The following is a 13185-nucleotide window of genomic DNA, read 5'->3' as shown; positions in this document are numbered from 1 at the left end:
CATTTATAACCTACCTGTCGCAATATGTTTTAGTGTGATTTAAAACACCTTTTTGAAAGGTTTAATGATAACCTCTCCATAAACACCCGCTTCAACATAAGGATCTTCACTCGCCCACTGCTTCGCCGCTGCTAAAGAATCAAACTGAGCAATCACTGTTGAGCCTGTAAAACCTGCTTCTCCAGGATTTTCATCATCAACCGCTGGATTAGGGCCAGCTGTTAATAAACGCCCTTCACTTTGAAGTTGAGATAAACGCGCTAAGTGTTGCTCTCTCACCGCTAAACGTTGTGCTAACGTATCTGGTAAATCTTGTGCAAAAATCACATAATACATCATACTCTTCTCCTATGAATCTTGAGTAGATAATTCCGCTAAAACAACATCTAATTCCGGATTATTCTCTGTTGGAATCGGTCTTGGGCGACCTTCTTTATCAACAGCAACAAAAGTAAATAACGCTTCCGTCACACAAAAACGATCTCTTGAATTTTCTATTACTTTCTTAATCCAAACTTCGACTTTAACTTTTAGTGATGTACGACCAACTTTTACGCAACGACCATAACAGCAAACAACATCACCAACAGCCACTGGACGTAAGAAAGAGATACTATCAACAGAAGCAGTCACCACCCTACCATGTGCAATTTCTTTAGCTAAAATAGCGCCCCCCATATCCATTCTAGACATTAGCCATCCACCAAAAATATCACCATTTGCATTGGTATCTGTTGGCATTGCGAGAGTTCTTAAGATCAATGAACCATCAGGTTGACGGAGATCTTCTTTATTATTTTCCATTACTTTCCTCTTGTAATTTTAAATGTGGGTATAAATAAATAACGGTGACTAATGTGGCAACAAGGCTTAGACCTGTTAAACCAAATACTTTAAAAGTCGTCCAAATATCATCCGAAAAAAATTGGCTGATAATAATATTAATCACCATACATAATATAAAAAATCCAGCCCAACCGACATTGAGTGTTGCCCATGCTGATTGAGGTAATGTTAATTCTTTACCTAATAAAGCCTGAATAATTGGCTTTTTAAATACAAATTGGCTAACTAGAAGTACGATTGCAAATAGCGCATTAATCAATGTAACTTTCCATTTTAAAAAAACAAGATCATTAAAATATGCCGTTAATAATCCAAATATCACGACAGCAATTCCCATGATCCATTGGGACTTTTCAATCTGTTTATAAAGTACTTTAAGTAAAATAAGTTGAATCACAGTGGCAACAGCTAAAACAATTGCCCCTTCTTGAACACCATAAGTTTTATAAACAATAAAAAATAGAATTAATGGAATAAATTCAAGTAATTTTTTCATATTTTCTCACCTTTTCTTTGAGCAATAGGCAACTCTCGATAAACCTGATAAAAACGGAAGCTAAATATGACCATAAAGACATTAATAAAAGCACTTATTATTGCAATTAATATGCCCATATCTCGATCTAATTGGCTAAGCCAGGCATTGACTAATAATGGGAATAGAGAAGTGATCCCACAAAAGATAAAAAGTAATTTCATTTTTTCTCGGCTCATTGCCCAAGTAAATTTTAAAGTTTCACCTATACTTTTTTTAGGCTCTTCTACTAAATGGACGTAAGTTACCAAGGAATATTTAACAAAAACTAATATTCCAGGCAACATTACAACAACTCCTACCATTATAAAGAACATCATCACAGCAACTCCCATTGAAGAGAAAAGAACTCCTCCAGTAATAATAGACATGCCAGGTAAAGAAAAGATGAGTGCCGGTACAACAGTAACCAAATTTAAAATAGTAACAGGTATAAGTCTTTTTAATGCTTCGTTACCATTGTTCAAAAAAGAATGATATCGCCCAGCATTAATTGATTTAATATTTAAAATCAAAAGGATATTTACCCATATACTCAACAGAGCCCAAATAATAGCGGAGGAAAAAGCCAACATATCAATATCTTCCATTGAAGAAACTGAATGCATACTCTCTGGAGAAACATTGCTATCAGGTAAAAAATATAGAGCAATTATTTGTAAGATAATCAATAATCCAACTCCAAAAAGAGAAAAATTTAATTGATTACGCATAAAATTCCAACTTTCTTGTAGCAATAGCTGAAAATTGATAGGCATGAAGAAATTCCTTATATCAAACTGTCAAAATCGTCGGGAAGTATAGCAACAGTTTAGTTATTTCGCTATGATAGATATTATCAAATTTATAAAGATACATCAGGAAGAAATCAATATGTTTGCCATATTACAAGCAGGGCAAAATTACTTAAATACCTTTCCTAATCAAAAGAAACTGAATCTCTTTTTGCCTGATTATAGATTGATTCGGCTAGTGAAACTTTCATCACGAATTATGCCAGCTTTTGCTTGTTTTGCGATTATTTGGCAATTTAGTTTTGCCGATCCTGAGCAAACCATCACAGCGAATGCTATTATTACATCACTCTTTGCATTAAGTATCCCTTTCCAAGGGTTATTTTGGTTAGGAAAACGTGCAGAATCACCTCTTCCACTCTCTTTGTTAGAATGGTATGAAACACTTCGTCAAAAACTTATTCATGAACAACATAAAAAAATAGGAGATCAAGCGGTACCCTCCTATCAAGATTTTGCAAATTTACTCCAACTTGCAGAAAAGACTTGGGGCGATGCCTACTTTGACGAATTATAGAATAAAAAAAGCCCCTAAATAGGGGCTACTCGGAAAGCAAAATTATTAATTTGGTTGTCTAGTACAACACTTTCTTTTTGTTACTTACAGATTAGTGCAAACAACAAAAATTTTCAAATTTTATTCTATTTTGCCTTCCATTTATTCGTAAATTTGTGATCCACATCGCATTTTATCTATACACGACGAGCTTGCCAGTAGGTTTTACTCCAATAAGGTGAATTCAAGTCTGAATAAATAACGCCCCCCTTTGTTGAAGCATGCAGAAACTTGCCATTCTGAGCATAAATACCCACATGATATCCATTTGGCCCTCTACCTGTTTTAAAGAAAACTAAGTCTCCAGGCTTCAAATCAGATTTAGCAACTTTACTTCCTTCTTTGACTTGATCCCTCGTCATTCTAGGTAAATTCAATCCAAATAATTCACGAAATGTAATTTGTACAAATGCTGAACAGTCTATTCCATTCTTTGTCGTACCGCCAAGAACATAACGAGTACCCTTCCACTCCTCTTGCTGCTCACTTAGGCTACTAATAACAAAAATAGGATCTGCAACACTACCTTGAGAAAACCCATAGGAATCAGCTTTCTGCACATTCATATGATTTGAAGAAACTTTCCTCTCTATCGTATTACTACTACATCCCACTAAAGCTACTGCAGATACAAGACTTAATAGGGTTATTTTATTAATAATCATTTGTTATTTATCCTATGAAATACATTACCTTGAATGCTCTACTCTTTCACGAAATTTTTGCCCTGGTTTAAAAACCACAACACGACGTGCAGAGATAGAAACATCTTCTCCTGTTTTTGGATTACGGCCTGGTCTTGATCGCTTATCTCTCACAGAAAAGTTACCAAATCCTGATAATTTAACCTCTTCACCATGCTCTAGTGCAACACGAATTTCTTCAAAAAATTGCTCAACAAACTCTTTCGCCATACGTTTGTCTAGCCCACATTTTTCTACTAAATTTTCTGCAATTTCAATCTTGGTCAGTGACATAACTAATCCTTAATCTAAAATCTAATCTCTTAGACAAGCATTAAAACGTTGTGCTAATGCTTCTACTACAAATTGAACTACTGCATTAATTTGATCTTCTTCAAGTGTTTTTTCTGTATCTTGAATCACTAAACTGATTGCTAGACTTTTCTTACCTTCAGCTAAATTCGCACCCTGATACACATCAAATAAATTTACAGCAACAAGTTTCTCTCCGCCAGCTTCTCGACAAGTCTCTAGAATGTCACCCGCTGGTACATGATTATCTACGACAATAGCAATATCACGTTTGTTCGCAGGATAACGAGAAATTTCTTTACCTTGAGGAATAATTTTTTCCATTAATGCAGAAGCTAATAATTCAAAAACAACTGGCTTACCTGATAAACCTAATGCCTGAACAATTTTTGGATGAACTGTTCCAATAAAGCCAATCTCTTTCCCCTCTAACACAATCGCAGCGGATTGCCCTGGATGGAGCGCAGAGAATGTTTTAGCAACGAAACTTACTTTACCTCGTATAGAAGTTAAAGAAAGTACACGCTCTAAATCACCTTTTAAATCAAAAAAGTCCACCGATTCTGATTTCTGTTCCCAATAAACTGATTTTTTATCGCCAACAATAGCACCACCTAATACCATTTCTTGACGAATTCCGCTTTCTGCTGAATCATCAGGAATAAAACGTAGCCCATGCTCAAAAATACGGACACGATTTTGCTGACGATTTTGGTTGTACTCAATCGTAGTAAGTAATCCTGATAATAAGGAAACACGCATTGCAGACATTTCACTCGAAATAGGATTTGGTAAAATTAATGCGTCTTGTTCTGGGTGTAATAACTGTTGAACTTTAGGATCGACAAAACTGTAAGTAACAACCTCTTGATAATCACTATCTACTAATGCAGTTTTAAGTCGAGAAACGTCTAATAATTTCTCCGGGATTGCACGCATTTTTAAATGTGCTAAAGGCGCATTATTTGGAATACTGTTGTAACCATAAATTCGAGCCACTTCTTCGATTAAATCTTCTTCAATTTCAATATCAAAACGCCAACTAGGAGATTGAACTGTCCAGCTATCATTTTGGAAAGTTGCACTCAAACCTAAACGTTCAAAAATATCATTAACGACTTCTGTCGATACATGATGGCCGAGTAATGAATCTAATTTTGAACGACGAAGAGTGACTTGGTTTGATTTTGGTAAATGTTGCTCACTGACAGACTCAACGATTTCACCCGCTTCACCACCGCAAATTTCAAGTACTAATGCTGTCGCTCTTTCCATCGCTTTACGTGCTAATTCAGGATCTACACCACGCTCAAAACGGTGTGATGCATCAGTATGTAAACCATATTGTCTTGCTCGACCAGTAATCGCTAATGGGGCAAAAAATGCAGACTCTAAAATGATGTCTTTTGTTTCAGTACTTACGCCACTCTCTTTACCGCCAAAAATTCCTGCCATTGCAAGCGGTCCGTTCTTATCTGCAATTAGCAAAGTATTTACTTGTAATTTTGCTGTTGAACCATCTAATAAAACAAGCTCTTCACCTTCTTTCGCCATTCTCACTTGAACAGGTTGGGCAACTTTATCCATATCAAACGCATGCATAGGCTGACCTAACTCAAGTAAACTTAAATTAGTGATATCAACGATCGGATCAATTGAGCGAATGCCACAACGACGTAATTTTTCTTGTAACCATAATGGTGAAGTTGCATTAACATTGACATTCTTAACCACTCGCAATAAATAGCGAGGGCAAGCTTCTGGTGCTTGTAATTCAATTGATACCTTATCACTAATTGTTGAAGTAACGGGGTCAATAGCGGGTTCACTAACCTTCACTTGATTCACTACACCAACTTCACGAGCAATACCTGCGATACTCAAACAATCTGCTCTGTTTGGTGTTAAGCTAATTTCAATAACTTTATCGTCTAAATCTAAGTATTGTCTGAAATCAGTACCGATTGGCGCATCAGCTGGTAATTCAATAATTCCACTATGATCTTCTTTAATGCCAAGTTCAGAATAAGAACACAGCATACCCTCAGATGGCTGACCACGTAGCTTTGTTTTTTTAATTTTAAAATTACCCGGTAAAACTGCACCTTCTATAGCACAAGCTACTTTTAATCCTTTACGGCAATTAGGTGCGCCACAAACGATATCGAGTAAACGCTCACCACCAACATTTACTTTAGTGACTCGCAATTTATCGGCATCAGGATGTTGCTCACATTCCACAACCTCACCAACTACCACACCATTAAATTCACCGGCTACTGACTCGACACCATCAACCTCTAGACCTAGCATGGTGATTTGGTCACATAATTGCTCTGTATTAATTTGAGGATTTACCCACTCACGTAACCAAGATTCACTGAATTTCATTTATCTATCCCTTATTTTTTTATTCTATTTAAACTGCTTTAAAAAACGTAAATCATTTTCAAAGAACGAACGTAAATCAGTTACGTTATAGCGAAGCATTGTTAGACGCTCAACGCCCATACCAACCGCAAAACCTGAATACTCATCTGGATCAATACCCACATTACGTAAGACATTAGGGTGTACCATTCCACAACCTAATACTTCAAGCCATTTGCCATTTTTACCCATTACATCAACCTCAGCTGAAGGTTCAGTGAATGGAAAATAAGATGGGCGGAAACGCACTTCTAAATCTTCTTCGAAAAAACTACGTAAAAAATCGTGGAGTAAACCTTTTAACTCGGTGAAATTTGCGTGTTTATCAACATAGAGTAATTCAATTTGATGGAACATCGGTGTATGTGTCTGATCGTAATCATTACGATACACACGACCTGGTGCAATAATACGAATAGGTGGCTTAACTTTTTCCATTGTACGAATTTGCACACCAGAAGTTTGAGTACGCAATAAGCGTTGAGCATCAAACCAAAATGTATCGTGATCAGCTCTTGCTGGGTGATGTGCTGGAATATTTAATGCATCAAAATTATAGTAATCCGTTTCAATTTCTGGTCCATTCTCAACGCTGAAACCTAATTCAGCAAAGAATTTTGCTACACGTTCAATCGTGATTGAAACTGGATGCAACCCACCTAATTCTGTTGTTCTACCAGGTAAACTAACATCAATAGATTCATTTGCTAATTTTGCATTTAACTCAGCTTCTTCTAATTCTGCCTTCTTAATATTTAATGCATCTTGAGCTTTCTGTTTTGCTTCATTAATTTTGGCACCCACTTTTGGACGATCTTCAGCAGAAACATCTCGTAGTCCTTGCATTAAAGCAGTGAAATGCCCTTTTTTCCCAAAATATTCAACACGAATTGCATCAAGTTGATTAATCTCTTTTACTGCCGAAATCGCTTCTATTGCCTGTGAAACGATATTCTCTAGGTTTTGCATACCCATCCTCTAAATTTATGTTTAAAAATAATACAAATACCATTATATTGGTAATATGTCTCAGATACTAATACTTCTATCAAAATTTGTAAATTCAAAAATCATCAAATATATAACTAACTCATTGATTTTAATCCATAAGAATTATTTTATTTTCACAGTTAATTTAGTAATTAAATTTTTATTTTTGGTCAAAAACAGTTGGATAATCATCCAATTGCTATTAATAAATTACTTTTAGTTCGTGATCTTCATTTCAACATCAAGTAAAATCGAACCAAAATTCACTAGTAAACTGGGAGATAGCCTTATGGCAATGAATAATATTTTAGGATTATTCGCTCATTCACCACTAAAACCACTACAAAAACATTCTCAAAAAGTGACTGAATGTTGCGGATTATTAGTCCCTTTTTTCACAGCTACCTTTGAAAACAATTGGGAAGATGCAGAACATATTCGTCGTCAAATTATCGATCTAGAAAGAAGAGCTGACTCATTGAAACGTGAAATTCGACTAAAATTGCCACGTGGATTATTTATGCCAGTTGAAAGAACAGATTTACTTGAACTCGTAACTCAGCTCGACAAACTTGCTAACTATTCCAAAGATATTTCTGGACGAGTAATTGGGCGTAGATTACTAATACCTACAGAAATGCAAACCTCTTTTTTACATTTTCTTGCACGTAGTTTAGATGCAACTAAACAATCAGATAAAGTCATTAATGAAATGGATCAATTGCTTGAAACAGGATTTAGAGGAAGAGAACTCAATTTTGTTAATAATATGATCTTAGAACTAGACACCATTGAAGATGATACCGATCAATTACAAATTGTGTTGCGCAGATCATTATTAAGTATTGAAGACAAATATAACCCGATTGATATTGTGTTTCTCTATAAAATTATTGAATGGATTGGAGTACTCGCAGATCAAGCTCAGCGTGTTGGGTCTCGAATTGAATTAATGCTAGCTCGCTCATAATACGAGGAAAATATCATGGAAATGATTCATCAATACGGCTTTATCCTTTTACTGATCACTGCTATGTTTGGTTTTGTTATGTCTTTCGGGATTGGGGCAAATGATGTAGCTAATGCAATGGGAACTTCCGTAGGTTCTGGAGCGATTACCCCAAAACAAGCAGTTTATATTGCATTAGTCTTTGAATTTATAGGGGCGTATTTGGCAGGTGGCGAAGTAGCTGAAACGATAAAGAGTGGCATTATTTCAGCAGATGCTTTTGCTGGACGACCAGATATTTTAATTTTAGGCATGATGTCATCTCTATTTGCTGCTGGTCTTTGGCTCACTATAGCCTCTCATAAAGGATGGCCTGTTTCTACCACTCATTCAATTATTGGAGCAATAGTCGGCTTTGCTTGTATCACCATTGGAACAGATGCTGTTCAGTGGGGGCAATTTAGCGGAATTGTTGGAAGCTGGTTTATTACACCTTTTCTTGCTGGTATTGTTGCATTCCTTATTTTTATCTCTACTCAGAAATTAATATTTGATACCTCAAATCCATTAAAAAATGCTCAGAAGTATGCTCCTCTTTATGTCGGTATGACTATATTCATTATTTGTATCGTCACACTTGATAAAGGTTTAAAACATGTTGGTTTAGATCTTAGTTATGGACAGACTCTCCTCATTGGTCTTATTTTATTAATTATTTCAACTATAATCTGTTTCTTATATCTCCGTAGCCAAAGCTTCCTTGATAGAGTTAAAAAAGGTGGATTTGACGGTGTGGAAAAAGTATTTAATTTACTCATGATTATTACCGCTTGTGCGATGGCATTTGCTCATGGCTCAAATGATGTGGCAAATGCAGTAGGCCCTCTCGCCGCAGTGGTATCAATTGTAGATAATGGTGGTATCATAGAAGGCAAAACTGTAATGGCACCTTGGATTCTCCCATTAGGAGCAACTGGTATTGCTCTTGGGTTAGCTATTATGGGAAGTAAAGTAATGAGCACTATTGGTACAGGCATTACTGATCTCACACCCAGCCGAGGATTTGCTGCTCAATTTGCGTGTGCTATTACTGTAGTTCTTGCTTCTGGCACGGGATTACCGATCTCAACGACTCAAACATTGGTTGGAGCTGTTTTGGGAATTGGATTTGCTCGTGGGATTGCTGCACTGAATTTAGGTGTTATTAGAAATATTGTTGCATCTTGGGTCATCACACTTCCAGCAGGTGCAATTCTTTCTATTATTATTTACTACATTCTTAGTATGATTTTCAACTAAACTTCAGCTAAATAAAGAGAAGTACAATTACTGTATTTCTCTTTATTTTTTATATAGGATTCTAATCATGCAAAAAATATTCTCTATTCTATTAGGTAGCTTAATATGTATAACTTCGCTGCCAATATTCGCTGAAACACTGTATGTCACTGATAACTTACATACCTATTTGAGAAGAGGTGCGGGTGATCAATATAAGATATCAGGCACAATTCAGGCAGGTGAACAGGTTTCAGTATTAGAAAAGAGAGATCGTTATTCATTAATTCGAGATGCAAAAAATAGAGAAGCTTGGATTTTGAATAGTGAACTTTCCACGACCCCGAGTTCAAAAGAATTAATACCGCAACTTCAGCAACAAATAGAAGAGCTGACGGTTAAATTAAATAAAATTGATGGTGATTGGCAACAACGCACAGCAGAAATGCAAAGACGAGTACAACAGTCAGATCAACAAAGTAGTGAATTACTCGACCAAAATGCCAGATTAAAGAGAGAGCTTGATATTCTAAAAAATAAAAATCGAGATCTAGAAACAATGCAAGATGCTGAATCCCGTGAGATTATGATTCAATACTTTATTTATGGGGGCAGTGTCCTTGGGGCTGGATTACTACTTGGGTTACTTATTCCCGTTTTTATACCTCGTCGTAGACGTAATAATGGATGGTAGCAGACAGTAAGCAAAAAATAAGGTGGGAAACTCCCACCTTATTTTTATTCATACTCTTCAATCCATTTTAATAAAATTGCTTCTAAAATAGATTCATTTGATTTTTCAGGATCATCATCAAACCCTTCCAAATCACAGATCCATTGATGCAAATCTGTAAAACGTACAGTTTGCGGATCTAAATCTGGGTCTCTGTCATACAAAGCCCATGCGATTTCCTGTGCATCTGTCCATTTCATTAGTGTGCTACCTCATTGACTTGATTTAGATTATATTTAGGAATATCCACCACGACATCTTCTTCACCAATAATACTTTGGCAAGACAAGCGACTCTCCATTTCTAGCCCCCATGCTTTATCTAGCATATCTTCTTCTTGCTCACTTGTTTCATTCAGAGAATCATACCCTTCCCGAATAACAACATGGCAAGTCGTACACGCACAAGAACCATCACATGCACTGTGGATCTCCACGCCTGCATTGTGAGCAATCTCAAGTAGATTGTCCCCAGGCTGTGCATCCACCACCATTCCTTCTGGGCAAAATTCTTCATTAGGAAGAAAAATAACTTTTGGCATAATATCCTCTATTTAATAATTTCATCAACAGCTTTACCTGCTAATGCTTTTTGAATTGATAAATTCATTCGTCTCGCAGCAAATGCTTGGGTTGCAATATCAACATCTTTGATGCCTTGTTGAATTGCTTGAAGATCAGTGCCTTTCTTCGTTTCAATTAAACGCGCTAATTCACTTTCAATAGACTTAAATTCATCAATAGATAATAATTGCTCACCATGTTCTTGTAAGGCAACTATGACACTATCAATCACTCGATCAGCATCCACTCTGACTTCTGCTAATTGGCGAGCTTCAATATCTTCTTTGGCATTGCTCATTGAAGAGCGGATCATTTCCGTAACCTCTTCATCTGTTAAGCCATAAGAAGGCTTAATTTGAATCGACGCTTGAACCTTGGTTGATTTTTCCATTGCCGTTACGCTCAATAAACCATCGGCATCAACTTGGTAAGTCACTCGAATATGTGCTGCCCCCGCCACCATTGGTGGAATACCCCTTAGGGTAAAACGACCTAATGAACGACAATCACTTACTAATTCACGTTCGCCTTGTAATACATGGATTGTCATGGCTGTTTGACCATCTTTAAACGTAGTAAATTCTTGGGCTTTTGCGACAGGAATTGTAGTATTTCGTGGAATAATTTTCTCCACTAATCCGCCCATTGTTTCGATTCCTAATGATAACGGTACAACATCTAGCAATAACATTTCAGAATCTGGTTTATTGCCCACTAAAATATCAGCTTGAATTGCCGCACCTAATGCCACAACTTTATCTGGATCAATTGAAGTTAAAGGCTCTCTACCGAAAAATTCGCCTACTTGTTCTCGTACAAAAGGAACACGAGTAGATCCGCCAACCATGACCACTTCTTTTACATCACTTGTTGTAATACCCGCATCTTTTAATGCTCGGCGACAAGTCATCAAAGAGCGTTTTACAAGCGGTTGGATCAGTTGATTAAATTGTAAACGGGTAATCTCACCTTCCCAATTTGCAAAATGCAGTGAATAACTATCCGCTTGTGATAATGCAATCTTAGCTTCACTGGCTAAAGTTAATAATTCGCGTTGCTGATGAATACCATCAACGTTTACACCCGCTTGCTCTGCGATCCAATTTGCTAATAAATGGTCAAAATCATCTCCACCTAGAGCAGTGTCACCACCTGTCGATAGCACTTCAAACACACCACGACTTAATCTTAAAATAGAGATATCAAATGTACCACCACCTAAATCGTAAACAGCGATAACCCCTTCTTGCTCACTATCAAGCCCATAAGCAATGGCTGCAGCCGTTGGCTCATTAAGTAATCTCAATACATTAACCCCCGCTAAACGTGCAGCATCTTTGGTACTCTGACGTTGTGCATCATCAAAATAAGCAGGCACTGTGATCACGACACCAGATAATTCACCACCTAATCGTTTTTCTGCCAAAGTATTCAAATGTTGTAGAATATCTGCTGAGACTTCAACAGGACTTTTTAAGCCTTGTGCAGTTTCAATGAGCGGTAACCCATTTTCACTTTCAATAAATTTATAAGGCGATTTTTTATCGGATTGCTGAACATCCACTAAGCTACGTCCAATCAATCGTTTTACAGAAATTACAGTGTTTTGAGGATCGATACTTGCTTGTGCAAAAGCTTCCACTCCCACGATTTTATGACTTGGGGAATAATGAACAACTGAGGGGACAAGAGCTCTCTCTTTCTCATCTAATAATACGTTCGCTTGACCACTTCTTATACTTGCGACAAGCGAATTCGTTGTACCTAAATCGATCCCAACCGCTAAACGATGCTGATGAGGCGCTGCTGTTTGACCTGGTTCTGCAATTTGAAGTAATGCCATTGATTTATATCTCTTTTTTTATTTAATTAACGGAATAGCCGAAACTGTATTTATCATCATTAGTGAATGTCGATTGATAATGTCGCTCTATAGGCTGTAATACTTTGGTATCACGATTAATCACCTGATCACCTCTTACCGTTTGAATGTCTGATTGCCAATTTTTCCAACGTAATGCGTGATAAAAACTACCAATATCAGCAGTTAATGCCCAGCCGATAAATTGTGAATAATTCAAACCGATACTTTCCCATTTTTGTTTTGTAGGGTGATAGTAATAAACCATTCCAACCTTTTCACCTAGTCCGCCACCATTAATAGCAAAATAGCCACCAATAACATCATCTGCCACTAATAAATGTAATGGTCTTTCACCTGATGACTCAAATGTTTTACCAAAATTCCACTCGAAAAAACCTCTGGGAAGCTTTGGACTACCTGATCCAAGAATCCGTAACCAACCATTATCAATGAGAATACCACCTGTTTCATAAATAATGGATCCTAACGGAGTTTTAGTTGAAAGTTGCATTCCAACCAATTCTTTACCCGCTGACTCAACATCTTTAGGTAAAATTTCATATTGATTTTTAGCAGAGTCGAACCACGAATGCATAATTTTCCAAGCGCTGTTTTCTTTATCTAATAATTCTTCTAAGGTTTTCATATGAAT

16 protein-coding genes are annotated in these 13185 nt (G+C 36.7%); 4 read left to right on the top strand and 12 right to left on the bottom strand.

Features of this window, described 5'->3' with window-relative positions; all coding sequences use genetic code 11:
* Nucleotides 1-39 precede the first annotated feature (39 nt).
* From A6A10_RS03100 to A6A10_RS03085, 4 genes are read right to left on the bottom strand one after another with little or no spacing between them, the layout of a single operon-like run.
* Nucleotides 40-336 (bottom strand): YciI family protein, encoded by a 297-nt coding sequence (locus tag A6A10_RS03100; RefSeq protein WP_121122304.1) that lies wholly within the window; start codon nt 334-336, stop codon nt 40-42.
* Between the two features lie 12 nt (nt 337-348).
* Nucleotides 349-804, bottom strand: a complete 456-nt coding sequence (gene yciA / locus A6A10_RS03095; protein ID WP_121122083.1) for an acyl-CoA thioester hydrolase YciA — start codon at nt 802-804, stop codon at nt 349-351.
* Nucleotides 794-1342: a septation protein A gene (locus tag A6A10_RS03090; RefSeq protein WP_121122085.1), complete on the bottom strand. Its 549-nt coding sequence runs from the start codon at nt 1340-1342 to the stop codon at nt 794-796. Before A6A10_RS03090 ends, yciA begins: the two co-directional genes overlap by 11 nt.
* Nucleotides 1339-2094 carry a hypothetical protein gene (locus tag A6A10_RS03085; RefSeq protein ID WP_154399692.1) on the bottom strand — a complete coding sequence of 252 codons (756 nt, stop codon included), beginning with the start codon at nt 2092-2094 and terminating at the stop codon, nt 1339-1341. Before A6A10_RS03085 ends, A6A10_RS03090 begins: the two co-directional genes overlap by 4 nt.
* 160 nt (nt 2095-2254) lie before the next feature.
* On the opposite strand from A6A10_RS03085, the gene yfbV reads away from it, so the two are divergent.
* Nucleotides 2255-2692, top strand: a complete 438-nt coding sequence (gene yfbV / locus A6A10_RS03080) for a terminus macrodomain insulation protein YfbV (protein ID WP_121122089.1) — start codon at nt 2255-2257, stop codon at nt 2690-2692.
* Between the two features lie 176 nt (nt 2693-2868).
* Here the strand turns inward: yfbV and A6A10_RS03075 are convergent, their stop codons facing one another.
* The 4 genes from A6A10_RS03075 to pheS are packed head-to-tail and all read right to left on the bottom strand — an operon-like array spanning nt 2869 to nt 7125.
* Nucleotides 2869-3396, bottom strand: coding sequence for an NlpC/P60 family protein (locus A6A10_RS03075; RefSeq protein WP_121122091.1), 528 nt, complete (start codon nt 3394-3396; stop codon nt 2869-2871).
* A gap of 24 nt (nt 3397-3420) precedes the next feature.
* Nucleotides 3421-3708, bottom strand: a complete 288-nt coding sequence (locus tag A6A10_RS03070) for an integration host factor subunit alpha (RefSeq protein ID WP_121122092.1) — start codon at nt 3706-3708, stop codon at nt 3421-3423.
* 21 nt (nt 3709-3729) lie between these two features.
* Complete coding sequence (gene pheT / locus A6A10_RS03065) at nt 3730-6117, bottom strand: phenylalanine--tRNA ligase subunit beta (protein WP_121122094.1); 2388 nt, start codon at nt 6115-6117, stop codon at nt 3730-3732.
* A gap of 24 nt (nt 6118-6141) precedes the next feature.
* Complete coding sequence (pheS, locus tag A6A10_RS03060) at nt 6142-7125, bottom strand: phenylalanine--tRNA ligase subunit alpha (RefSeq protein WP_121122096.1); 984 nt, start codon at nt 7123-7125, stop codon at nt 6142-6144.
* Nucleotides 7126-7435: 310 nt separating this feature from the next.
* Here pheS and A6A10_RS03055 point away from each other — a divergent pair, with 310 nt between their 5' ends.
* From A6A10_RS03055 to A6A10_RS03045, 3 genes are all read left to right on the top strand, one after another.
* Nucleotides 7436-8116, top strand: a complete 681-nt coding sequence (locus A6A10_RS03055; RefSeq protein WP_121122098.1) for a TIGR00153 family protein — start codon at nt 7436-7438, stop codon at nt 8114-8116.
* A 15-nt stretch (nt 8117-8131) separates the two neighbouring features.
* Nucleotides 8132-9394, top strand: a complete 1263-nt coding sequence (locus A6A10_RS03050; RefSeq protein ID WP_121122100.1) for an inorganic phosphate transporter — start codon at nt 8132-8134, stop codon at nt 9392-9394.
* Between the two features lie 67 nt (nt 9395-9461).
* Entirely contained in the window at nt 9462-10067 is a 606-nt protein-coding gene (locus A6A10_RS03045; protein ID WP_121122102.1) for a TIGR04211 family SH3 domain-containing protein, read from the top strand.
* Between the two features lie 44 nt (nt 10068-10111).
* On the opposite strand, the gene iscX is transcribed toward A6A10_RS03045, so the two are convergent.
* Genes iscX through A6A10_RS03025 form a run of 4 tightly spaced genes read right to left on the bottom strand, consistent with a single transcriptional unit; the run spans nt 10112 to nt 13179 of the window.
* Nucleotides 10112-10306 (bottom strand): Fe-S cluster assembly protein IscX, encoded by a 195-nt coding sequence (gene iscX / locus A6A10_RS03040; protein ID WP_121122104.1) that lies wholly within the window; start codon nt 10304-10306, stop codon nt 10112-10114.
* Complete coding sequence (fdx, locus tag A6A10_RS03035) at nt 10306-10647, bottom strand: ISC system 2Fe-2S type ferredoxin (RefSeq protein ID WP_121122106.1); 342 nt, start codon at nt 10645-10647, stop codon at nt 10306-10308. The genes iscX and fdx overlap by 1 nt, the downstream gene beginning before the upstream one ends.
* Before the next feature lie 8 nt (nt 10648-10655).
* Nucleotides 10656-12512 (bottom strand): Fe-S protein assembly chaperone HscA, encoded by a 1857-nt coding sequence (hscA, locus tag A6A10_RS03030; protein ID WP_121122108.1) that lies wholly within the window; start codon nt 12510-12512, stop codon nt 10656-10658.
* A gap of 22 nt (nt 12513-12534) precedes the next feature.
* Nucleotides 12535-13179, bottom strand: a complete 645-nt coding sequence (locus A6A10_RS03025) for a DUF2625 family protein (protein WP_121122110.1) — start codon at nt 13177-13179, stop codon at nt 12535-12537.
* Nucleotides 13180-13185 lie beyond the last annotated feature (6 nt).

It is taken from the genome of Otariodibacter oris (assembly GCF_009684715.1).
Taxonomy (GTDB): domain Bacteria; phylum Pseudomonadota; class Gammaproteobacteria; order Enterobacterales; family Pasteurellaceae; genus Otariodibacter; species Otariodibacter oris.
The sequence above is the reverse complement of the archived record's forward strand: the minus strand, read 5'-3'. Positions and strand labels throughout refer to the sequence as shown.